Annotated in this window: 18 protein-coding genes; 7 read left to right on the top strand and 11 right to left on the bottom strand. The window is 71.0% G+C overall.

Annotated elements, in window-relative coordinates:
- Positions 1-261 precede the first annotated feature (261 nt).
- Positions 262-2508 carry a S8 family peptidase gene (locus G4D85_RS32645; RefSeq protein ID WP_164017959.1) on the top strand — a complete coding sequence of 749 codons (2247 nt, stop codon included), beginning with the start codon at positions 262-264 and terminating at the stop codon, positions 2506-2508.
- 80 nt (positions 2509-2588) lie between these two features.
- Here the strand turns inward: G4D85_RS32645 and G4D85_RS32640 are convergent, their stop codons facing one another.
- The 5 genes from G4D85_RS32640 to G4D85_RS32620 all read right to left on the bottom strand — a co-directional run bounded on the left by G4D85_RS32640 (position 2589) and on the right by G4D85_RS32620 (position 8648).
- Positions 2589-3236 carry a class I SAM-dependent methyltransferase gene (locus G4D85_RS32640; RefSeq protein ID WP_164017958.1) on the bottom strand — a complete coding sequence of 216 codons (648 nt, stop codon included), beginning with the start codon at positions 3234-3236 and terminating at the stop codon, positions 2589-2591.
- Positions 3237-3270: 34 nt separating this feature from the next.
- Entirely contained in the window at positions 3271-3909 is a 639-nt protein-coding gene (locus tag G4D85_RS32635) for a zinc ribbon domain-containing protein (protein ID WP_164017957.1), read from the bottom strand.
- Positions 3910-4002: 93 nt separating this feature from the next.
- Entirely contained in the window at positions 4003-6132 is a 2130-nt protein-coding gene (gene glgX, locus G4D85_RS32630) for a glycogen debranching protein GlgX (protein ID WP_164017956.1), read from the bottom strand.
- A gap of 69 nt (positions 6133-6201) precedes the next feature.
- Positions 6202-7473: a hypothetical protein gene (locus G4D85_RS32625; RefSeq protein ID WP_164017955.1), complete on the bottom strand. Its 1272-nt coding sequence runs from the start codon at positions 7471-7473 to the stop codon at positions 6202-6204.
- A gap of 191 nt (positions 7474-7664) precedes the next feature.
- A complete protein-coding gene (locus G4D85_RS32620) occupies positions 7665-8648 on the bottom strand; it encodes a hypothetical protein (protein WP_164017954.1) in 984 nt (327 codons plus the stop codon).
- A gap of 103 nt (positions 8649-8751) precedes the next feature.
- Between G4D85_RS32620 and G4D85_RS32615 the strand changes: the two genes are divergently transcribed.
- Positions 8752-8970, top strand: a complete 219-nt coding sequence (locus G4D85_RS32615) for a hypothetical protein (protein WP_205525813.1) — start codon at positions 8752-8754, stop codon at positions 8968-8970.
- Between the two features lie 191 nt (positions 8971-9161).
- Here the strand turns inward: G4D85_RS32615 and G4D85_RS32610 are convergent, their stop codons facing one another.
- The 4 genes from G4D85_RS32610 to G4D85_RS32595 form a co-directional block, all read right to left on the bottom strand.
- Complete coding sequence (locus G4D85_RS32610) at positions 9162-9704, bottom strand: hypothetical protein (protein WP_164017952.1); 543 nt, start codon at positions 9702-9704, stop codon at positions 9162-9164.
- 153 nt (positions 9705-9857) lie between these two features.
- Positions 9858-10571 (bottom strand): MOSC domain-containing protein, encoded by a 714-nt coding sequence (locus G4D85_RS32605; protein ID WP_164017951.1) that lies wholly within the window; start codon positions 10569-10571, stop codon positions 9858-9860.
- A 129-nt stretch (positions 10572-10700) separates the two neighbouring features.
- Complete coding sequence (locus tag G4D85_RS32600) at positions 10701-11150, bottom strand: Erp protein (protein WP_164017950.1); 450 nt, start codon at positions 11148-11150, stop codon at positions 10701-10703.
- A 56-nt stretch (positions 11151-11206) separates the two neighbouring features.
- On the bottom strand, positions 11207-13729 hold the full coding sequence (locus tag G4D85_RS32595; protein WP_205525812.1) for an efflux RND transporter permease subunit: 2523 nt from the start codon (positions 13727-13729) through the stop codon (positions 11207-11209).
- 384 nt (positions 13730-14113) lie between these two features.
- Here G4D85_RS32595 and G4D85_RS32590 point away from each other — a divergent pair, with 384 nt between their 5' ends.
- From G4D85_RS32590 to G4D85_RS32580, 3 genes are all read left to right on the top strand, one after another.
- Positions 14114-16591: an efflux RND transporter permease subunit gene (locus tag G4D85_RS32590; protein ID WP_164017949.1), complete on the top strand. Its 2478-nt coding sequence runs from the start codon at positions 14114-14116 to the stop codon at positions 16589-16591.
- A gap of 85 nt (positions 16592-16676) precedes the next feature.
- Complete coding sequence (locus G4D85_RS32585; RefSeq protein ID WP_240359626.1) at positions 16677-16949, top strand: hypothetical protein; 273 nt, start codon at positions 16677-16679, stop codon at positions 16947-16949.
- A gap of 61 nt (positions 16950-17010) precedes the next feature.
- Positions 17011-17379, top strand: coding sequence for a YciI family protein (locus G4D85_RS32580; protein WP_164017948.1), 369 nt, complete (start codon positions 17011-17013; stop codon positions 17377-17379).
- Positions 17380-17383: 4 nt separating this feature from the next.
- Here the strand turns inward: G4D85_RS32580 and G4D85_RS32575 are convergent, their stop codons facing one another.
- Complete coding sequence (locus tag G4D85_RS32575; protein ID WP_164017947.1) at positions 17384-18427, bottom strand: LLM class flavin-dependent oxidoreductase; 1044 nt, start codon at positions 18425-18427, stop codon at positions 17384-17386.
- A 143-nt stretch (positions 18428-18570) separates the two neighbouring features.
- A complete protein-coding gene (locus tag G4D85_RS32570; RefSeq protein WP_164017946.1) occupies positions 18571-19407 on the bottom strand; it encodes a hypothetical protein in 837 nt (278 codons plus the stop codon).
- A gap of 217 nt (positions 19408-19624) precedes the next feature.
- Between G4D85_RS32570 and G4D85_RS32565 the strand changes: the two genes are divergently transcribed.
- Together G4D85_RS32565 and G4D85_RS32560 are read left to right on the top strand one after the other, a co-directional pair.
- A complete protein-coding gene (locus G4D85_RS32565) occupies positions 19625-20545 on the top strand; it encodes an NAD(P)/FAD-dependent oxidoreductase (RefSeq protein WP_164017945.1) in 921 nt (306 codons plus the stop codon).
- A 42-nt stretch (positions 20546-20587) separates the two neighbouring features.
- Positions 20588-21481, top strand: a complete 894-nt coding sequence (locus tag G4D85_RS32560; protein ID WP_164017944.1) for an AraC family transcriptional regulator — start codon at positions 20588-20590, stop codon at positions 21479-21481.
- The last annotated feature ends 30 nt before the right edge of the window (positions 21482-21511 follow it).

Here is a 21511-nt window from a genome sequence, read left to right as displayed (position 1 = left end):
GCCCCGCCATCTTCATGGACTCATCATGGTGCACTCACGATAAGCGCATCTCCCCCCCGTTTTCGGGCCCGTCCTGCCTCCCGGCGGCAGTCTCAGACGCTGTGCAGCGCGTGACACCGACGCAGCACCGGGGCGCGGTACTTCCCCGTGCCCCCCGCTGGCATCTTGCGCCGCGCTTCGCAGGGGCGTGGCGGCCCGCGGACGCACACCGCGCGGCACGGATGGCAGGACGAGACGGGGCAATCCCCGGGGAGACACGGCATGGCGGAAGTACTCGAAGGGCAGGGGACCGGGCTGTTCTATTACGCGGACGGGAAGAAGGTGCCGCTCGCGGTCTCTCCGGAGTACGTGGCCGTGCGCGCAACGGGGGACGTGAAGGCCTCCCGAGCGCTCACCCGGCTCACGGAGTCCATCTCCACCCGCGCGGGGCGGGGACGGGTGATGGAGGTGCCGGAGTACCAGCTCGTGGTGGTGGAGGTGCCGGGCGGCGCTACCCGGGGCGCGTCCGCGGAGCTGGAGCAGGTGCGTGCCCTGCTGGAGGAGTCCGAGGAGGTGTCGCCAGGCCCCACCGTCTACAAGACGCCGAGCTCCGCGCGCCGGGAGGCCATCATCCCCGCCGGGGAAGTCCTCGTGAAGTTCAAGTCCGACACGGCGCCCGAGGCCCGACGCAAGGCGCTGGAGCGGCAGGGCGTGGAGGTGAAGAAGACGGACTACCCGGAGCCCGGCGCCTACCTGCTCGCCACGCGTCCCGGCCAGGAGACCGTCGAACTCGCCAACCGCCTCTATGAGTCCGGCCTGTTCGAGTATTCGCAGCCGAACTTCGTGCGCCTCATGCCCCGTGTCGCCGTCGCGGACGTGACGGGCGCGGGGGCCACGGTGCCGGAGAACGGGAAGGCCTTCGGGTCGATGATGCAGAACCTGGAGGGGCTCCAGCCGCTGACGCAGGTGCGCGGCAGGCCCACCGGCGCGCCAGTGGGGCCCATGGTGACGCCCACCGACCCGAGCCTCAGCTCCCAGTGGGGGCTGCAGAAGATTCGTGCCCTGGAGGCGTTCGACATCTCCATGGGCAGCTCTGGCATCTCCATCGCCATCATCGACGAGGGAGTCAACGTCGCCCACGAGGACCTGGCCTGCAAGCTGCCGGGCTACGACGCCGTCACGCAGACGGACAACCAGGAGCCGCAGCCAGGGGACGGGCACGGCACCTCGTGCGCCGGAATCGCCGCGGCCCGGGCCAACAACGGCCGCGGCGGCGTGGGCGTGGCGCCCAACTGCCTCGTGCTGCCCATCCGCATCGCCCGGGGGCTGCCCAACGGAGACTGGTTCACCACGGACGCGATGATTGCCGACGGCATCCGCAAGGCGGTGGGCCGGGGCGCGGACGTGCTCTCCAACTCGTGGGGCGGTGGCTCGCCCAGCTCGGTCATCACCTCCGCATTCAAGTTCGCGCAGACGAACGGGCGCGGTGGCAGGGGCTGCCCCATCGCCATCGCCACGGGCAATGAGGACCTGCGGACCGTGGGCTACCCGGCCAGCCTTTCGCCCACCATCCCCGGACTGCTGGCGGTGGGCGCCTCCAACCAGTGGGACCAGCGCAAGAGCCGCTCCAGCCGCGACGGCGAGACGTGGTGGGGCTCCAACTTCGGGCCGGAAGTGGATGTCGTGGCGCCGGGTGTGAAGATCTTCGCCACCGACATCACGGGCGCGGCGGGCTACGGGTCCGGCAACTACGTGCCGGACTTCAACGGCACCTCGTCCGCAACGCCGCACGTGGCCGGGTTGATGGGACTCATCCTCTCGGTGGACCCGGACCTGCGCTCCTGGGAGGTGGAGGACATCATCAAGCTCTCCGCGGATGAGCTGGGCACCGCGGGCCGGGACGAGGAGTTCGGCTTCGGACGCATCAACTGCCGCCGGGCCCTGGAGGCCTCCTCCCGCCTCTGGTTCACCGTGCAGCCGACTCCCGTGTTCCTGGGTACGGGCAAGGAGTGCTTCATCCGCGTCAACTTCCGCGTCTTCAATCCCGGCATCAACTCGGTGCGGCTGGACGAGCTGGCCCTCGTGTCGCACGGGCCGGACAACGCGGAGCTCGACCGCTTCCAGTTCAAGGCCACGCCGAGCGGAACCCTGGCCCCGCGCTCGGGGCATGAGCTGCTCTTCAACAACCTCCTGCTGCGGGCGCACGGCAACGCGTCGTCCTGGAGCTACCGCTGGAGCCTCGGCTGGAGCTACACGTTCTGGCGTCCCAGCGCCCCGCTCTTCGCGCGGGGCGGCATCGCGCCGGACCTCTCGGAGTCCAACAGCCGCAAGGTGCCGCTGACCATGGCGGGCCAGGGCTCCGGGGAGATGCCGCGCGCCAGCCGGGGCCACGTCCAGCACGGAAGGGCCGAGACCCAGGAGGGGACCCGCCAGAGCGCCGTGAGCCGCGAGGAGCCCGTGAGCACCGAGACGGGTGACACGGTGACCATCGACCGGCACTCGAAGAGCATCACCATCGTCATCCGCTGAGGGCCCTCGCGGACCATGTCCCCGGCCTCCCAGAGCATGGGTGGGGCCGGGGGCTTCGCGGCCATCCGAGTCACTCGCGCCTACCGCCGCTCCACATCCCACCAGCCGAACCACATCGTCCGTTGCTCCGTGAGGTGGACCCAGCCGGGCGCGTGCACATACGCGCGGGGCAGCAGTCCCGCGCCCGTCACGGCCCGAACGGTCTCCTCGAAGGAGTACAGGTGCAGCGCCACGATGGGGCCTGCGGTCTGCACGTCGCGCGTGGGCGCCTCGTGCCCTTCGAGCCCGGGCCTCCGCTCCAGCACCGTGAAGAGCATTCGCCCGCCAGGCTCCAGCGCAGCGGCGAGCTGGCCCAGGACGCGCGGCAGGTCCTCACAGAAGTCCAGGCAGCCAATCGCCAGCGCCACGTTGAAGCGGCCCCACTCGACTGGAATCGGCTGGTGGTAGCTGTGCAGGTGCCACGCACCGGGCCGTGCACGCCGCGCCAGCTCCAGCATCTCCGGTGACAGGTCCGTCCCCACCACGGTGACGGAGGCTTCAAGTCCGCGAGTGTGCAGCCCCGGCCCGCAGCCCACGTCGAGCACCCGGCAGCCGGGAGTCACCGCCTCCGCGAGGAAGCGCTCCACCCGGTCCTCATACCGGTGCAGCACGGGGAAGAGCGCCTCGTAGGCCGGCGCGATTTCCCCGTAGACCTGCCGCACTCCCTCTTCCTGCGTGTCCCGGGACATGCCGTCTCCACTCAGCCGGAACGCGTCGGCGGTGTCACCCGCTCCGAGGCGTGCCGCACTCCGGGCAGAACTTCGCGCGCTCCGGAATCTCCGTGCCGCACTTGCCGCAGCCTACCTTCTGCGCCGTCAGCGGCTTGCCGCACTCACCACAGAACTTCCCGCCCTCCACCTTCGCGTGGCAGTGCGGGCACGCCGCCATCCGCGTCGCCTTCATATCCAGCGTCGCCACGTGGTCCACCGTGCGCGCCTTCTCGCGCGCCTGCTCCACCGCCACGTGCGCCTGGATGGAGGCGGCCTCCTCGCCGAGGTCCGGCGCGCACGCCTCGCACAGGCCGCGTCCCTCGTTCCAGCACGACTGCGGGCACACCCACTTCCCGCACCGCGTGCAGTTCTTGAAGTGCTGCTTCCCGGCCTCCACCGCCTCCGCGTAGGCCTCGTCCCAGCCCTGCCCGCGCAGCGCGTCCTTCAGGTGCGTGCCCGCGTGCGCCGCGCGCCCAATCGTCCCGCCAAAGAAGGAGCCCGCCGCACGGAGAAGCCCCGTGGCCACGCCCACCTTGCTCGCGATGAAGGGCGACATGTGCCCGTTGCCGCACTTGTCGCAGAAGAACTCGAACTGGAAGCCGTAGTCGTTCGAGCGGTCCGTGTAGTTCCGGGTGAACTGAATCATCGACATGCCGCGCGTGCCCCCTGGCAACTCGCGCGGCACGCTACCACGGACGCACCGCGTCCCCCACCCATCCAGGCGGGGGACGCGCGCCGTGCTTCTTCAGTCGGCCACCTGCCGGAACACCGCGAGCGCCCGGCCCGTCACCTCGAACTTCCCGTTGGCCGGCGCCGGCTCCGCGCTCCGGGTGTCGTCCGCCGTGTAGAGCTGCAACTCCCACCGCTGCCCCGGCGCCGCCGGCGCGAGCTTGAAGGACACCGGCTCGTGGTGCGAGTTGAGCAGGATGAGCAGCGCGTCGCCGTAGATGCGCTGGCCGCGCTCGTCCGGCGTGGGAATGGCGTCGCCTCCCAGCAGGAAGGCCAGCGAGCGGGTGAAGGGCTTCTGCCAGTCCTCCGCCTTCATCTCCGTCCCGTCCGGCCGGAACCACGTCAGGTCCTTGTGCTCCGAGTCCCACAGGTGCGCGCCCTTGAAGAAGCGCCGCCGCTGCAGCACCGGCTGTCCGTGCCGGAAGTGGATGAGCTTGCGCGTGAACTCCAGCAGCTTCTGGCGCCGCTCATCCAGGTTCCAGTCCACGTAGGACAAGTCATTGTCCTGGCAGTACGCGTTGTTGTTGCCCCCCTGCGTCCGGCCCATCTCGTCACCGGCGACAATCATCGGAATGCCGGTGGACAGGAAGAGCGACGCCAGGAGGTTGCGCTTCTGCCGCTCGCGCAGGGCGACGATGTCCGCCTTGTCCGTCTCGCCCTCCACGCCGCAGTTCCAGGACTGGTTGTCGTCCGCGCCGTCGCGGTTGTGCTCGCCGTTGGCCTCGTTGTGCTTGTGGCTGTACGTCACCAGGTCGTGCAGCGTGAAGCCGTCGTGCGCGGTGACGAAGTTGATGCTCGCCTGCGGCTTGCGCCGCGCCTCCGCGTACAGGTCCGCGTTGCCCGTGAGCCGGTTGCCCATCTCACCCGCGAGATTCTCGTCTCCCTTCCAGTAGCGGCGCAGCGCGTCCCGGTACTTGCCGTTCCACTCGCGCCACGGCGCCGGGAAGCCGCCCACCTGGTAGCCGCCGAGCCCCACGTCCCACGGCTCGGCAATCAGCTTCGTGCGCGCCAGCACCGGGTCCTGGTGGATGATTTGGAAGAGCGCCGCGCTCCGTTCGAAGCCGCCCTCGCCCGTGCGCCCGAGCACCGTGGCCAGGTCGAACCGGAACCCGTCCACGTGCATCTCGTTCACCCAGTAGCGCAGGCTGTCCACGATGAGCCGCGCCGTATTCGGGTTGGACGCGTTGACGCTGTTCCCGCACCCGGTGAAGTCCAGGTAGTGACGCTTCTCCGGCATGAGCCAGTAATAGGCCGCGTTGTCGATGCCCTTGAGTGACAGCGTGGGCCCCAGGTGGTTGCCCTCGCAGGTGTGGTTGTAGACGACGTCGAGGATGACCTCGATGCCGGCCGCGTGCAGGCTGCGCACCATGGCCTTGAACTCGGCCACGGCGGCGCCGGGCGTCTTGCGGCTGGCGTAGTACTGCTCGGGCGCGAAGTAGCCCAGGGTGTTGTAGCCCCAGAAGTTGGACAGCTTCTTGTCTCCCAGGAACGAGTCGTCCGCGAAGGCGTGCACCGGCAGCAATTCCACCGACGTGACGCCCAGCTTCTGGAGGTGCTCGATGATGACGGGAGAGCCCAGGCCCGCGTAGGTGCCGCGCAGGTGCTCGGGCACGCCGGGGTGGCGCATGGTGAGGCCGCGCACGTGGGCCTCGTACAGCACCGTCTTGCGCCAGGGCACGTCCGGGCGCCTGTCATTGCCCCAGTCGAAGAAGTCGCTCACCACCACGCTCTTCGGCATGCCGGCGGCGCTGTCCCGCTCGTCCTTCGCCAAATCTTGCTGCGCATGGCCCAGCGGGTAGCCGAAGACGGGCTGGCGCCAGTCCACTTCGCCGTAGAGCGCCTTGGCGTACGGGTCCACCAGCAGCTTGTGGGGGTTGCAACGATGTCCCTGTGCCGGCTCATACGGGCCGTGCACGCGCAGGCCGTACAGCGTGCCCGGCTCCAGGCCCGGCACGTAGCCGTGGAAGACGTTGTCCGTCACCTCCGGCAGGTCGAAACGTTCGGTTTCCTTCGACGGGTTGGCGGAGTCGTAGAGACAGACCTCCACGCGGGTGGCCACCGAGGAGAAGACGGAGAAGTTGACTCCGCTGCCGTCGAACGTCGCGCCACGCGGCCAGGACCTGCCCGGCCAGACCTCCCTACTCATACAGGCTCTCGATTCCTCTGAAGGAAATTGCCCGCTGAATGTGGGAGTGCCCTCTCGGGCCGGCAAGCGTCAGGCGGCGGCAGCGTGGTCCAGTGAGCGCCAGGTCCCCAGCGCCCAGTCCTGTTCCTCCGGGTCGTCGAAGCTCACCACGCAGAGGGCCCGTCGCCTGCCGGAGCTGCACACGGCTGTCAGGCGGCACTCGCCCGGCTCCATGTGCAGCGAGGCCCGGCCACTCACCCGCTCGCCATGGTGCTCCAACTCCAGCGCGCGGCGCTCGGCGGTGGTGGGGGCCAGGCTGTCCTCCGCCCCGTCCTCCAGCGGCATGAAGCGCACACTGCGGCGGTGGTCTCTCGCCACCCACGTCCCGTCCTGGAGGTGGGCCTCCGCGAGCGAGCCGGGGATGCGAATCTCCCACCCCTCGGGCAGCACCACCTGCACCGCGCCCCGCCGGTAGCCGATGGAGGGGCCTCGCGTCGCGCTGGCGGCGCGGAGGCGGACCTCCTCGGCCAGCGTGCCGCCGATGCCCAGGTAGCCGAGCACCTCCTGCCACTCGCGCCAGGGGTAGGGGAGGGACGGGTCCTCGCGCCACGCCAATTCCAGCAGGCGGGCCACGTCGCGCAGCAGGCTCCGCTCCTCGTCCAGCAGGGGCGGGCGCCACACCACGTCCGTCCACAGGCGGCACAGCGCGCGGCTCAGGCGCGTGCGCGCGTGGAGGCCCGGCTTCCACCAGGGGAACACGTCCGTGCCACGGCGCGGGTCCTCGAAGGCGTCACGCAGCCAACGCTCGTCCCGAGGCCCCAGCGGCGTCAGCAGCGCGCCGGGGTGCTCGAAGGTGTGGCCGAAGCGCATGGACAGTCCGAAGCCGGACTCACCCTGGCGGCGCATGCGCAGCACCTGCGCCACGGAGTCCTGGAGCGACGCCAGCATGTAGACCTCCACCGGGCCCGCGTCGCCCGTGTGGAAGTAGCCCGTCGGGTCGCCCACGCCCGCCGCCTCGTCCGGGTCCGCCCAGGTGACGCCGAGCTCCTGGCCCAGCACCTTCAGCATGTCGCAGAGGAAGATGTGGTAGCCGGGGCCCACCGCGGACGTCTCGGCGGAGACCACCAGCCGGCCACCGCTGGCCGCCACGAGCGACAGCTCGCCCGCGGCGGGGTGCAGGCGCAGCCGGAGCATGGGCGCGCCCTGGGGGCCGGTGCCCATGCGGGCGCTCTCCAGCAGTTCCTCGGCGTGTTCGTGGAACCAGGCCAGGGCCCGCCGCAACCAGGGCTGGGCTTCATCGAGGGGCGCGAAGAGGTGCCCGCTCACGCCACGCCGGCCGGCCAGAAGCAGTTTCACAGTCATGTCGCCCCACCCCGTTTCACGCTGCGGTTCCTCCCCTGTCGATAGCGTGTCTCGCCTCGAAGGTGCCACCGACGCGCAGTACCTGCCCGCCCGGCCTCCACGTCGTCGGGGGGCGGGTGGGGAGGCGTGCGCCCGGCTGGCTGGCTGCCCTTCCTACCAGTCTCGCGGCAGGAGCGCTCGGGACTGGTGCCTCAGGGGATGGGGACGCGCTGGAAGCTCCGTACAGCCGTCTTGAAGTGCTCCAGATACGCGGCGCGGTCCTCGCCTCCCACGCGGCCCTGGAGGAGGAAGTAGCGGCCCTCGTCCAGCAGCAGCACGTGGTACAGCGTGAAGTCCCGCTGCGTGGTGGAGTCCTTGCCGTGGGCCACCACCTCGTGGCCCTTCAGGCCGTCCACCGTCAGCAGGGCGCTGGACTCGACGGTGAGGCCCCGCCCCGCGGCGTCCAGTCGGACGCGGGAGAAGGCCTCTACGTCCTCGCCCACGTGCGTGTTCGCCAGGGAAGGGGCGACGATGAGGGAGGGCCCCTCCGTGGGAGGCGTCCCGGGCGGCTTCCCATCGCGGGTGTACAGGACGGTGTTCTGCACGCGCTGCGCCTCCTTCAGCCCGGGTGTCTGCTTCAGCGTGAAGAGCTCCAGCCCGGGCCCCGGCTCGGCGTCGCGGTCCCAGCGCGTGGAGCGCACGGCACGCTCGAGGGGCCTGCTCAGCGCCTTCGAGTCCTGCTCGCGCCACGCGGCGGTGAGCACCAGGGTGTCGGAGTCGTCGCCGAGCACGAGAATCCACTTGAGGAAGACCTGGTCCCCCGAGGACTGCCGGGCCTGGACGAGGAACCCCTTGTGTCCGCCCACCTTCGCCGGCTTCCGGGACAGCGGCTCCATACCCTGGGACGTGAGCGCTTCGGCGGTGAGGCCCTGGCTGACCTTCGCGAACGGGAGGGGCAGCTCCGTCACCATGAGGGATGCGCCTGTCTCCTCCTGACGGAAGCCGCTGAAGCTCTTCGCCTCGGTGAAGCCCTCGGGGGGCGCCAGGGACACGCGGGTGCCCTTCACCTGCACGGGCACGGGCGCCTTGCGCCGCGAGGCTGTCTTCCCGGGCCCCTGGGCGAAGGCCAGCGCCGGGGCCAGGGCGAGGGTGGTGACGAGGAGCAACCTCACGAGCGCGCGTCCGGAGGGAGTCATGGACAGCCACGCTGACAAGCCTGGAGCGTCCATTCAAGCAGGCGCCGGAATGAGAGGTGCCCGGGGACTGGAGGGCACCCACGTTGGAGAAAAGGAGGCCGCCATGACCAAGAAGAAGAAGGACGACGTGCTGCACATCCCACCCGAGGCCTTTCCCACCGCGCCGGACCGCAGCGCCGACACCGAGGAGGACAGGCCGCACCGGGGCCCGCCGTACCTGCAACCGGATGGCGGACCGGGCAACAACCCCGGCTCCGGCGGCAACCCGCGCATCATCGAGCCCGTGGGCACGCCCTACACCCCTGGCGTCAGCGTGACTTGAGCGCGCGCGGAAGCCGGGTGTGAGCGCCGCTCCCCACCGTGCCCAGGAGGGCGGGTGGGGAGCGGAGTCGTTTCAAGGGACGGGCTTCAGCAACAGGCCTCGAGCCAGGGCGGACCGCGGAAATGGCGATGCCCGCGCAGGGCTTGCGCGGGCATCGTCCACTGCTTCATGTGCTCAGGCCGGGTGCCGGACTACTTGCTCTTGGCGCCCTCGGGCACGGTGGTGCTGTCCGTGGAGCTGTCGGGCTCCGGCGTCATCGAGCCGCCCGTGCCGGACGGGTCCAGCGTGGTGTCGTCGCTGGGGTCGGTGCCGGAGCCGCCGGTGCCGGGGTCCACGGGTTCGCTACCCGGCTCCACGGGTTCGATGCCCGGCTCCAGGGGCTCGGAGCCCGCGCCGCCCGTGCCCGGGTCGGTGCCCATGTCGCTGCCGGTGCCGGTGCTGCCCGGGTCCACGCCCGTGCCGCCCGTCTCGGGGCTCATGGTCGGGTCATCGATGCTCGGGTCATCCATGCCCGTGCCGCCCGTGCCCGGGTCGGTGGTGGTGCCGGTGCCCGTGGCCGGGTCGGTGGCGCCGGTGCCCGTGGAGCCGGTGTCGGTGGAGTTGTCTCCCGTGGTGGAAGGCGCGGTGGGCTCTTCCTTTGTGGAGCCCGAGTCCGACTTGCAGGCGGTACCGAACGCGAGGACGCCAGCGGTGAGGGACGCGAGGACAAGCTTGGTCTTGAGGAAGTTCTTCATTTGGATTCTCCCAGTGTGAGGGTCTGGCTGCTGCTGGACGGGAACGTGAGCAGCCAGATTCCGGCGTGCAGGGGCCGCTGCTCTGGCTGCCTGCTCTTCGGCCGGCACTGGGAAGAAAGACCGGGGGACGACTTGTCAGGTCGTTTCCGTCCGTCAGTCGGCGGTGTCGGGACCCACGAGGCGGGGGCGGTCGTCCCCGCGGGTGCCCCGCGCTCGACGGCGCAGCGACTCGCGCCAGCCGGGCGACAGCAGGGGGCACTCGGAGAGCGCGGCCGCCGCGTCGGGCGCCTGGCCGTGCATGGCGTGGTTGGCGAAGGCCACGGTGAAGGCGGGGTAGGGGCGCTCGAGCAGCTCCAGGGCGTCGCCCTCCCGCACGGGGCCTTCCTCCAGCACGCGGAAGTACCAGCCGGTGCGGCCCGTCTCCTGGATGAGCAGCGCCAGGTCCTTGCGTCCCCAGCGGCGCGCGGGCTTCCAGCACGGCTGGCGCGGCTGGGACACCTGCACGCGCGCGCCTCCCACGCGCAGCACGTCACCGATGCACGTGCCGTCCTCCGCGCCGCCGGAGAGGACCCAGTTCTCGCCAAAGGCCCCGGGGCCCACGTCGGCACGCTCCAGCCGCTGGCGCCAGAAGTCGTAGTGCGCGGCGGCGTACGCGAGCACGGCCTTCTCCAGGCCGCCGTGGACCTTGAGGTCGGCCTGCCCGTCTCCAGAGAGCCCCGTGCGGGACAGCCACACCGGCCCGGGAATCGGCTCCTTGAAGATGGCGCTCGTCCACGGCCGCTCCAGCGGCGACGTGGCTCCGGCCGTGCCCAGCTCGCGGGGCAGGCCCACGCGCTGCGAGAGGATGCGAGGGGTATGGATGTCCATCGCCCGCGGGACAAAGCAGGCGCGGCACCGGGTGTCCAGCGGAGCCGCCCGGGCTCCCGCCAGTCGCGACACCCGGAGGCCGGTGCCGGGGTGGCTCCAAAGCCGGAGCCACCCCGGTCTCTCCTCGGCCTAGAAGCCCGTGCCGCCGTCGAGCACGGCGCTGCCCGTGGGCGGCTGGAACGTGCTGGACGAGTCACCGGGATTCGGGTTCAGCCCGGGTGTCGTCCCGGAGCCGGAGCCGCCCATGCCCACGCCCGCGTCCGTGCCAGCCAGGGGCGCGGTGCCCGCCGTGCCGGAGCCGCCCATGCCCGTACCCGTGCCCGGCGCCGTGGTGCCCGGTACCGTGGTGCTGGTGCCCGGCGGCGTCGTGCCCGGCGCCGTCGTACCTGGCACTGTCGTGTCCGGCGGCGTCGTGCCCGGAACGCTGGTGCTGGTGCCGCCCGTCCCTGGCTGTCCCGTGCTCGGCGTCGCCTGTGCCAGCTGCACCGGCGCCTCTGTCGCGGTGCACGCCGCGCCCAGCGCCAGCGAGCCCGCCAGCGCACCCGCCCACAGCCACCGCGTCTTCATCTGCTTCCCCATGATTGCCTCCGTTCGTGGGTGTGCGTCCTTCCGTCCTTCCGTTCCCTGCAGCCGCTTCAGTTCGTGTGCGTGGCGGGCCGTGGGCCCGAGGGCCCGGCCGCCGGAGTCTCCTGCTTGTCCCGCCGCGCCCGGCGGCGTCGCATCCGTCGCTCGGACAGCACCAGCAGCAGGGCAGGGAAGGCCACCAGCATGATGAGAAGGTTGGTGGCGAAGCCCAGATTGGCCAGTGCACCGACGGAGTTGAGGCCGGGGTGGTCCGCGAGGAAGAGCGCGCCGAAGCCCATCGCGCTCGTCAGCAGGCCCCCGCAGATGGCCCGCCCCGTCTCCGAGTACACAGCAACGAAGTCGCTGCTCGGCGACGCCAGGCGCGTCAGCAGGTGCACGCCCGCATCCACCGTGGTGCCGATGAGCACGGGGATGACGAGGATGTTGAGGTAGTTGAACTCCAGCCCCATCAACGGCATCAGCCCGAGCAGCGCCAGCAGCGACACCACCGTGGGCGTCAGGCACAGCAGCGCCAGCCGCAGCCCGCCCAGCGTGGCCCACATGGCCAGCAGCACCGCCAGCGTCGCGCCTCCGAGGATGAGCGGCGCCTCGTGCGTCACCATCTCCAGGATGTCCGACAGCACCATCGGCTCGCCCGCCGCGGAGATGCGCCCGCCGCCCGGCAGCTGCACGCCGCGCACCTCGCGCGCCAGCGCGCGGATGGCCGAGCCGTCCGACAGGCTCACCGACGGGTACACCAGCACGAAGCCGCTCTGCCCGCCGCCCGCGCCCTGGAACTGCTGGCGCACTCCTGGCGGAAGCTCCGCGGGGGTGAAGGGCTTTGCCTGGGACTGCCGCCGCAGGCGGACGAGCTGGTCGCGCTGCTCCGGTGAGAGGCGCTCCTCGGGCACGTCCTCCAGCAGTCGTGACAAGGCTGCCAGCAGCGGCTGCTTCTCCGTCTGCCGGTCGGGAATGAGCGAGGACAGCGAGGCCGCGAAGTCGATGGTGGACTTGTCACCCAGTGCGCGCTGGCGCTGCTGGAGCTCGCGCACCACGGCCTGCTCATCCTCGGGCGTGTCGGTCAGCATCACCACCGGCGTCTGCGAGTAGCCGATGATGCGGTTGACCTCGCGGTCCAGGAGGAAGGACGGCAGGCGCTGGTCCTGCAGCGCGCCGAAGTCGTAGTCGAAGCGCACCCGGCCCGCCTGCGTCAGCAGCGCCACCAGCAGCACGGCGAACACGGCGCTGATGACGCCGCGGCGGTGCACCAGGAAGCGGCCCGTGGGGGACTCCGTCGTCACCACCGTCGCGTGCCTCGGCCGCCAGCCCCAGCGCGACGCCAGCCCCAGCAGCGCCGGCATCACCAGCACGTACGCGACGATGAGCACCAGCATGCCCACCCCGGCGATGACGCCGAACTCACGGAACGCCCGGAAGCGCGACGTGCCCAGCACGAAGAAGGTGAGCGCCGCCACCAGCGCGGACACCAGCGCCGCGCCGCCCGTGTGCGTGAAGGACTCGCGCGTGGCCTGCTCGGACGGCTCGCCCTCTCCGCGCAGGTGCAGGTAGCGCCCCAGCAGGTGGATGCCGTGCTCGATGCCCAGGCCGCCCAGAATCGCGCCCAGGAAGCCCGTCAGCAGATTCACCTGCCCGTACACCGCGGCCACCAGCCCGTACGTCCACGCGAGGCCCGTGCCCACCGGTGTCAGCACCAGCCCCACGGCCAGCGCGCTGCGGAAGTGCAGCAGCAGGTAGAGGAGCAGCAGCCCCAGCGCCACCGCCGAGGACACGGCGATGTCGCGCGCAATCTGTCCCTGCTGGTCCAGCTTCTTCTGGAAGGTGCCGGTGATTTCCGTGCGGAAGTCGGGCCCGTACTGCTTCAGGTCCTGCGCGTCGAGCAGCGTGCGCACCTCGTCGGTGATGCGGCGCGAGAAGGCCAGGTCCGCCGAGGACGTCTCCGGCTTCGCCAGCAGCACCACGCGCCGCGTCCTCGCGTCCAGGTAGTAGTCGCCGTCGCTGGCGGACAGCCGCTGCCCCGCGTTGGTGCCGTACTTCGCCTCCAGGTCGGAGAAGTCCAGCGACGGAGGCTCCTCGCCCACCAGGTCGACGTAGAGGGGGTTGGCCTGCTGCTTCTCCCAGGTGACGCGAGCCTCCAGCCGGCGGTGGACCTCCTTCAGGTCCTCCTCCGACAGGAAGTAGAGCGCCCTGTCGCGGAAGAAGGCGCCGGGGCGCTTCGCCTCCACGTAGCGGATGCCGGGCAGCGCCTCCAGCTTCGGCGCCAGGTCGTCCGCGAAGCGCTGGAGCGACGCGGCGTCGCCTCCCTCGCCCACCACCACCACCCAGCCGAGCGCGCCGAGGCGCCGCTCCATCTCATGCACGTCCTGCACGCTCTTGAAGGAGGCGGGCAGCAGGTCCACGAGGTCGGCGTTGAGGGAGAGGTTGCGGGCCAGGAAGCCGCCCACCGCGGCCAGCACCACCGCCAGCAGCAGGGCGAGCGCCGGGCGTCGGTGGTTGTGGGCGGCCACCGCGCCCAGGGTGCGCTCCACGCGCACCATCCACTTCCGCTCCGCCTGCGTCGTCGGGTCCGAGTCCATGACGTGCCGCCGCCCGCCTCCAGGCCCCCTGGTGGCGCGGAGCGGCCATCCCTCCCCTGGGTGCCCGCTGGCGCGGACCCCGTGTCGCGGGGCAACGTGCCCACTCTCCAGGGGCCTTGCAGTGCGCGGAGCCCGCTCGTCTGCCCTCCGGGAGGGCGGCACGGGCCGGACTCATGGGAGTGATTTGCCGGGCTCACAGGCCGCCGCGCCCAGGGTGGAGACAGGCGGGCGGACAGGCGGGCATCCGCGTGGAACCCCTGTTACAAAGGGCAGGTAATTCGCTACCTTACTTTCCGGCTTACGGCATAAACGGTTTGACTCGCCGGTTTGTGCGTGCCCAAGGTGGGCTGCGTTTCGCCCAGTCAACACAGCAGGTGTCGCGACATGGATGAGAAGCGTTGGTCGGAGCGGTTCGAGGGGGCGATGGGGCGCCTGGCCGCGCGCAACCACCGGAGGCCCTTCCAGGCGCTGCTGTTGACGCTGGCGCTGACGGTGGCGGGCATCTTCTGCGCGAGGACGCTGACGCTGAGCGCGGACTTCGTCGGCCTGCTGCCCAAGAACTTCCCGAGCGTCCAGGACATCGACAAGCTGCGCAAGCGCTTCGGTGGCCAGGGCAACGTGGTGGTGGTGGGCATGGGCGCGGAGCCCGAGGCCCTCAAGCGCTTCGCGGATGACCTGGCGCCCAAGCTCGCGGCGCTGCCGGAGATCCGCTACGTGACGCAGCAGCGGCCCCGCTCCTTCTTCGAAGAGCATGCGCTGTACTACGTGGACGTTCCGGACCTGAAGGTCATCCAGGAGCGCATCGACGCGCGCATCGCCTGGGAGAAGGAGCAGGCCAACCCGCTCTTCGTGCGGCTGGACGACGCGCCGCCGCCGTCGGTGGACTTCTCCGACATCGAGCAGAAGTACTCCGGCAGCGCCAACCAGCGCCTCTCCGGGCAGGGAGACCTCTACTACCTGGACACCACCGAGCGCATGGTGGTGGTGATGGCGAAGCCCCGGGGCAGCGCCGCGGACCTGGACTACTCGAAGGTGGTGGTGGGGCAGGTGGAGGAGTTCCTGGCGAAGCAGGACCTGTCGAAGTACGGGCCGGGCTTCAAGACGGCGGTGACGGGCACCTACAAGAAGAAGATCGACCAGCAGCGCGTCATCGTGCAGGACCTGGCGAGCGCGTCCACGCTGGCCATGGTGCTGCTGCTGGCGTACCTGGCCTTCCACTTCCGCAGCGCGCTGGCGGTGGGCCTCACCATGGCGCCGGTGCTGGCGGGCCTGGGGTGGACGTACGGCTTCGTGGGCCTGGCGTACGGGCAGGTGAACCTCCTGACGGGCTTCCTGGCGGCGGTGCTGGGCGGCCTGGGCGTGGAGCACGGCATCCACCTGTTGGGGCGCTACCTGCACCTGCGCGGAGAGGGCGAGACGTCCGAGGCGGCCATCGCCGAGTCCTTCCGGCACACCGGCTTCTCCGCGCTCATCGCGGCCATGGTGGCGGCGCTGACGTTCCTCAGCCTGGCCATGTCCGAGTTCCGAGCGTTCCGTGAGTTCGGAATCATCGCGGCGGTGGGCATGCTGGTGAGCATCTTCGCGTACCTGCTCATCCTCCCCGCGCTGCTGGGGCTGGCGTCGCGCTTCGGCTGGGCGCCGCGGGTGCACCAGGGCGCGTCGGGGCCGCTGGGGCTGCTGGCGCGGTGGCTGCCGCGCTCGTACCGGGGCGTGGGGCTGGTGGTGGGCGTGGGCGTGCTGGCGCTCGTGTCGCAGGCGCCCCGCGTGTCGTTCAACTACGACTCGCGCACGCTGGAGGACTACAAGCAGGCGTCGGCGGTGCTGGACCAGAAGGTGAACAACATCCTGGGCTACTCGCAGACGCCGGTGGTGGTGCTGACGGACTCGCTGGAGATGGAGCGCGAGGTGGTGCGCCAGCTGGAGGCGCGCAAGGCGGCGCGGGGCAAGGAGTCCACCATCGACTTCGTGAACGCGCTGGAGGACCTGGTGCCCGGGCAGCAGGCGGAGAAGCAGGCCATCCTCCAGTCGATTGCGGCGAAGCTGGGCAAGCTGGACCCGGAGCGGCTGCCGGAGGACTCGCGTGCCTCGCTGCTGCGGGCGCTGCACATGGCGGCGGCGAAGCCCTTCACGGAAGCGGAGCTGCCGGTGGGCGTGCGGCACCAGTTCGAGAGCCTGGACGGGAGCACGGGCGGCGCGGTGCTGGTGTACGCGGGCGGCGGGGTGAGCCTGTCGGACGGCGAGGGCACGCGGCGCTTCGCGAAGGAGGTGCGCGGCCTGCAGATGCCGGACGGCAGCCAGGTGTCCGCGGCGGGTGAGGCGCTCATCCTGGCGGACATCCTGGACATGGTGGCTCGCGAGGGCCCGCGCATCCTCGTGGCGGCGGTGCTGAGCGTGCTGGGGGCGATGTGGCTGACGCTGGGCCGGCTGCGCACGGCGCTCATCTGCATGCTGCCCACGCTGCTGTCCGTCGTCGGGCTGGTGGGCCTGATGTCGGTGCTGGGCCTGCAGTTCAACTACCTGAACATCATGGTGCTGCCGGTGCTGATTGGCACCACGGTGGACGCGGGCGTGCACCTGGTGCAGCGGCTGGGCGAGCCGGGCGCGGACTTCATCTCCGTGTACGGGGAGACGGGCCGGGCGATTACCGGCGGCCTGCTGACGAGCGCGATTGGCTTCGTGGCGCTGATTCTCGCGAAGCACCCGGGCCTCAACTCGATTGGCGACCTGGCCAACCTGGGCTTCGGCATCAACCTGGTCGTCGTGCTGCTGGGCTTCCCGTCGCTGCTGCTGATGGTGGAGCGCTGGCGCCGCCGGCACGGGACGACGCCGGAGACGCCCGAGGAGCCCGCGCCGGAGGCGTGACCGCTGGCCCGTGCCCCGCTATGAAGCGGGGTGAGGCCCCGCCGTGGCAGTGACGGCGGCCTTCGTGAAGACACGAGGTTGGAGCATGACGCTGGGAATGATGCGGAGCGGTGGGCGGTGGCTGGCCGTGGCGGCGCTGACGGTGATGTCGGCGTGCAGCCATGGCAGCAAGAACGAGGACAAGAAGGGCGAGACGCGCTGCCCCGAGTCCCGCAACCTCTCGTGCATCACCGGCACGTCCTGCACCATGGACCGCGAGCGCGGCTGTGAGACGTGCCAGTGCTCCAAGGCGGACGCGCTGTCGCCCACGGACCACCGGCAGCCCACGGGGATGCAGCCAGACCGACCGTGGCGGTAGCGCGAGACCCCACCTCTGGGGTACTCAGGCGCCCGGACTCAAACCCCTGGAGCGCCCCCGCATGCTCTACGCTGTCCTCTGCTACAACGATGAAAAGGCCGTCGGCTCCTGGTCCAAGGAGGAGGACGACGCGACCATGGCCCGGCTCGAGGCCGTGAATGCGAAGCTCGCCGAGGAGGGCCGGCTCGGGCCCGTTGTCCGGCTGATGCCGACGAAGGCGGCCCGGACGCTCCGGAAGGGCCGCGAGGCCTACGTGACGGACGGGCCGTTCGCGGAGACGAAGGAGCAGATTCTCGGCTTCTACGTCATCGACTGCGAGACGCCCGAGGCCGCGGAGGCGTTCGCGAAGGAGCTGTCCGTCGCGAACCCTGGGACGGGGTGCTACGAGCTTCGCCCCATCGCCTACTTCCGTCCCGGCGAGCTGAAGTAGCCGCTCAGCGCGCTTCCTGCCGGGCCGTGGAGGCGGGCTGCTGGAACGCCCCGTCCATGGCCATGGCGTCATGGACCTGGGCGGTGATTTCGAACGAGCGCAGGCGCGCGGCGTGGTCGAATATCTGCCCCGTCACCATCAGCTCGTCCGCGCCAGTGCGCGAGATGAAGTCCTCGAGCCCGCGACGCACCGTGGCTGGCGAGCCGACGACGGTGCAGGACAGCAGGTGCTCCAGGAACGAGCGCTCCATTTCCGTCCACCGGCCCTCCATGGTGTCCACGGGCGGCGAGAGCTGGCCCGGCGTGCCGCGCTGCAGGTTGATGAAGGCCTGCTGGATGGAGGTGGCCAGCCGCTGGGCCTCCTTGTCCGTGTCCGCCGCGAACACGTTGATGCCGAGCATGGCGTAGGGCCGCTGGAGCGACTCGGACGGCTTGAACTGTGTCCGGTACAGGTGCAGCGCCTGCATCATGTGGTCCGGCGCGAAGTGCGAGGCGAAGGCGAAGGGCAGGCCGAGCGCCGCCGCGAGCTGCGCGCTGAAGAGGCTGGAGCCCAAGAGCCACAGCGGCACCCGCAGGCCCGCGCCCGGCACGGCCCGGACGGCCTGGTGCTGCGTGGCGGGCTCGAACCAGGCCTGCAGCTCCTGGACGTCCTGCGGGAAGTTGTCCGCGCTGCTCATCAAGTCCCGCCGCAGGGCGCGGGCGGTGCGCTGGTCCGTGCCCGGCGCGCGCCCCAGGCCCAGGTCGATGCGGCCAGGGAAGAGGGACTCCAGCGTGCCGAACTGCTCGGCGATGACCAGTGGCGCGTGGTTGGGCAGCATGACGCCGCCCGCGCCCACGCGGATGGTGGAGGTGCCGCTGGCGACATGGCAGATGACCACCGACGTGGCCGCGCTGGCGATGCCCGTCATGTTGTGGTGCTCAGCCAGCCAGAAGCGCTTGTAGCCCCACCGCTCGGCGTGCCGGGCCAGGTCCAGGGTGTTGCGGAGCGCCTGTCCGGCGTCGCTGCCCTGGGGGATGGGAGAGAGGTCGAGGACGGAAAATGGAATCATGGCCGTTACCTTTCGGCTGAAGCCCGCTCTCTAACACCCCGGCTGTGCGCGCGCTGGCCGTTGTTTGGCCGCTCTCCCGGTTTCTGGAGGGTGGGGCTCCCGGTGAAGACCGGCACGTGGCGGGCCTCTCCTCGCGCCGCTGCTCAGCAGAGGAGCGGGTAGTCCGCCGGGCGGATGAGCAGCCGCCACCGGGCCCCGTCGCGGAAGAGGAGGCCGGGGACGGCCTGCGTCTTCAGGCCTACGCGCAGGAGGTACAGCGCCTGCCCGTGGGCCTGGAGCGTGGCGAGCCACGCGGTGCTGGCCGAGCCGTAGTCGTCGAAGCTGGCGAAGAGGAGCTGCTGCTTCGCGTACAGGAAGGAGGCGCTCGGGCAGACAAGGCGGGTGAAGGGGGGCTGCCGCTCCTGACGACACTCCGCGAGCTGGACGGAAGGGGAGTAGGCCTCCGTTCCACCGTGCCGCGCGTCCAGGACCGCGCTCCCATCGGCACGCGGCGTCCACCGGTAGGCCTGGGGGAGCATGCCCTCGGGCAGGGGCGTGGCCGGGGTGCTCTCGTCCACGGGGACCTGGAAGTCCTTCGAGGCCCACTGCTTCGTGGAGGGAGATGGCCCGGGCTCGATGGGGGCAGGGGCGCTCAACTTTCCCTGGAGGCGTCCGGGGAGGGCCGCGAGCCCCTCTCCGATGTCCGCGGTGTCGGGCTCCTGTGTGTAGACGCCCACGGTGTGGCAGGTGGGCCGCTCGGAGTCGCACAGGTCCTGGCAGACGCGCTCCGTGCGCTGCAGGCGGGCCGTGGCCAGGCCCTTCTTTCCGAGGAGCGTCATGACACCGAGCCGGGACTCCACCTGCTCCGGCGCGCTCTTGCCGAAGACGACGCGGAAGGTGCGGCCCTGCTGGCCTTCGAGCGAATACGGCGCCGTCCAGCCCTCCGCGGCAGAGGCTCCGAGCGAGCACAGCGTGAGTCCAAGCACCAAAGCGTTACGCATGATGTCCTCCCGAGGCACTTCGGGATTGCAAGGGGTGTTCCCAGGGCAGGCTGGCGGCAGGTGTGGCCTTGGGGCCGCGTCTGCGCCGGCCTGGCAGTCAGCATAGGGCCCGTCCCGGCTGGCGGAGGGCACTCCGGCGGAGGGGACCCGAGGATCCGCCGATTCCGTGCGAAGGGGCGCCCTCCCGGCGCGCGGGGCTCGCGAATAGCAATGCATCATGACGATTGAGACGACGGACGCGGTGATTGTGGGCGGTGGCCCGGGGGGCCTGAGCGCGGCGCTGGCCCTGGGGCGCGGTCGCAAGAAGGTGCTGCTCTGTGACGCGGGCCCGCCCCGGAACGAGGCCGCCGAGCACATGCATACCTTCCTCTCCCGTGACGGCACGCCGCCGCAGGAGCTGCGCCGCATCGGCCGCGAGCAGCTCCGTCCCTACGACGTGGAGGTGCGTGACGTGCGGGTGATGGGCCTGGAGCGCATCGGCCCTCGCTTCCGCGTGGAGCTGGAAGGCGGCGGCCTGGTGGACACGCGGCGCGTGGTGCTCACCACGGGCATGGTGGACGTGCTGCCGGAGCTGCCCGGCTACCGGGAGCTGTGGGGCAAGGCCATCTTCCAGTGCCCCTATTGCCACGGCTGGGAGATTCGGGACCGGCCCTGGGGTGTGCTCGCGACGGCCGAGATGCTGGTCGACTTCGGCGCCTTCCTGACGGGCTGGACTCGCGACGTGGTGGTCTTCACGGAGGGCGCCTTCGCGGTGCCCGCCGAAAAGCGCGCGTTGCTGGAGCGGGCCGGGGTGCGGCTCGAGGAGCGGCGCATCCGCCGTTTCGTTACCAGGGCGGGTGGGCAGGCCATGGAGGCGGTGGAGCTGGAGGACGGGACGCGAGTGCCCCGTGAGTTCCTCTTCGCCCGTCCGCCGCAGCGCCAGGTGCCCTTCGTGCAGCGGCTGGGGCTCGCGCTGGACGAGCAGGGCTACGTCAAGGTGAACGCACAGCAGGAGACCTCCATCCCCGGCATCCTCGCGGGGGGAGACCTCACGACGCCCATCCAGGGGGCCATCATGGCCGCGTCGGCGGGCATGTTCGCGGCAGCCATGGCGAACCACGGGATGAACCTGGAGGCCGCGGGCTTCACCCACGGGTGATGCGGGGTTGAGCTTCGCGCGGTTGACCGCTACGAACGCCGCATGCCCTCCGAGTCGCGCCCGCCCAGACGCGCCAGCTTTCCGCCGATGCCTCCGGACTTCGAGCGGGGACGGCTCCCCATCCTGGTGACGCGGCTTCAAGCGAAGCGCACGGGAATGGGGGGCGGTTCCGCCGTCCACACGTACGCCGTCGTCATGTTGGTGACGCGGGGCGAGTCGAGGATTCGGCACGCGGGCGACCAGGTGCTGCGTGCTGGAGATGTCCACCTCATTCCTCCCGGCGATGCGCACCGGGGCGGGGTCTCGGACGCGGAGGGGTGGGGGCTCGCCTTCCACCCGGAGGTGCTCGCCCGTGGAGAGCCGGGAGGGGAGGGGGAGGGGGCGTCCCGGCTCGGGCCGCTGCTGCGGGTGCGCCAGGGCTGTCACCCCGTGCTGCGGCCCACGCTGGTGCAGCGCAAGCGGCTGCTGCGGTGGATGCGGCTGCTGGACGAGGAACTGGCGCATGAGGACCGGGGCCGCGAAGAGGCCGCCATCGCCCTGCTCCGGCTGGTGCTCATCGAGCTGGAGCGAATCTCGACGCCGGCTGTCGGGGGCGAGCCGACCTCCGTGGGTCTCGGGCGCAGGGCGCTCACGTACATTGAAACCCACTGCCTCGAGCCGCTGTCCCTTGCGAAGGTGGCGCGCGAGCTGGGACGCTCCTCCGCGCACGTGGCGGGAATCGTACGGCAGGAGACGGGCCGCACGGTGGGCGAGTGGATTCTCGAGTGCCGCATGGCGGAGGCCCGGCGCCGACTGCGCGGCACGGACGAGCGCGTGGACATCATCGCCGAGCGCGTGGGCTACGCGGACGTGACGCACTTCATCCGCCTGTTCCGGCGGGTGCACGGTGTCACTCCGGCCGCGTGGAGACGGCGGATGCTGAACGGCGGGGCGTGACGCAGGAACGTCCGGCACGCTTCACGAAGG

Origin of the sequence: Pyxidicoccus trucidator (assembly GCF_010894435.1) — a bacterium.
GTDB classification, from domain to species: domain Bacteria; phylum Myxococcota; class Myxococcia; order Myxococcales; family Myxococcaceae; genus Myxococcus; species Myxococcus trucidator.
Note: the sequence above shows the minus strand (reverse complement) of the source record. Positions and strands in the feature narration are given on the sequence as shown.

What these genes read in the sequence shown, in the direction of transcription:
- G4D85_RS32645 (WP_164017959.1), top strand. Translation starts at nt 262, where the DNA reads ATGGCGGAAGTACTCGAAGGGCAGGGGACCGGGCTGTTCTATTACGCG.
- G4D85_RS32625 (WP_164017955.1), bottom strand. Translation starts at nt 7,473, where the DNA reads ATGACTGTGAAACTGCTTCTGGCCGGCCGGCGTGGCGTGAGCGGGCAC.
- G4D85_RS32570 (WP_164017946.1), bottom strand. Translation starts at nt 19,407, where the DNA reads ATGCGTAACGCTTTGGTGCTTGGACTCACGCTGTGCTCGCTCGGAGCC.
- G4D85_RS32560 (WP_164017944.1), top strand. Translation starts at nt 20,588, where the DNA reads ATGCCCTCCGAGTCGCGCCCGCCCAGACGCGCCAGCTTTCCGCCGATG.
- G4D85_RS32615 (WP_205525813.1), top strand. Translation starts at nt 8,752, where the DNA reads ATGACCAAGAAGAAGAAGGACGACGTGCTGCACATCCCACCCGAGGCC.
- G4D85_RS32620 (WP_164017954.1), bottom strand. Translation starts at nt 8,648, where the DNA reads ATGACTCCCTCCGGACGCGCGCTCGTGAGGTTGCTCCTCGTCACCACC.
- G4D85_RS32610 (WP_164017952.1), bottom strand. Translation starts at nt 9,704, where the DNA reads ATGAAGAACTTCCTCAAGACCAAGCTTGTCCTCGCGTCCCTCACCGCT.
- G4D85_RS32595 (WP_205525812.1), bottom strand. Translation starts at nt 13,729, where the DNA reads ATGGACTCGGACCCGACGACGCAGGCGGAGCGGAAGTGGATGGTGCGC.
- G4D85_RS32600 (WP_164017950.1), bottom strand. Translation starts at nt 11,150, where the DNA reads ATGGGGAAGCAGATGAAGACGCGGTGGCTGTGGGCGGGTGCGCTGGCG.
- glgX (WP_164017956.1), bottom strand. Translation starts at nt 6,132, where the DNA reads ATGAGTAGGGAGGTCTGGCCGGGCAGGTCCTGGCCGCGTGGCGCGACG.
- G4D85_RS32565 (WP_164017945.1), top strand. Translation starts at nt 19,625, where the DNA reads ATGACGATTGAGACGACGGACGCGGTGATTGTGGGCGGTGGCCCGGGG.
- G4D85_RS32640 (WP_164017958.1), bottom strand. Translation starts at nt 3,236, where the DNA reads ATGTCCCGGGACACGCAGGAAGAGGGAGTGCGGCAGGTCTACGGGGAA.
- G4D85_RS32585 (WP_240359626.1), top strand. Translation starts at nt 16,677, where the DNA reads ATGACGCTGGGAATGATGCGGAGCGGTGGGCGGTGGCTGGCCGTGGCG.
- G4D85_RS32605 (WP_164017951.1), bottom strand. Translation starts at nt 10,571, where the DNA reads ATGGACATCCATACCCCTCGCATCCTCTCGCAGCGCGTGGGCCTGCCC.
- G4D85_RS32575 (WP_164017947.1), bottom strand. Translation starts at nt 18,427, where the DNA reads ATGATTCCATTTTCCGTCCTCGACCTCTCTCCCATCCCCCAGGGCAGC.
- G4D85_RS32590 (WP_164017949.1), top strand. Translation starts at nt 14,114, where the DNA reads ATGGATGAGAAGCGTTGGTCGGAGCGGTTCGAGGGGGCGATGGGGCGC.
- G4D85_RS32580 (WP_164017948.1), top strand. Translation starts at nt 17,011, where the DNA reads ATGCTCTACGCTGTCCTCTGCTACAACGATGAAAAGGCCGTCGGCTCC.
- G4D85_RS32635 (WP_164017957.1), bottom strand. Translation starts at nt 3,909, where the DNA reads ATGTCGATGATTCAGTTCACCCGGAACTACACGGACCGCTCGAACGAC.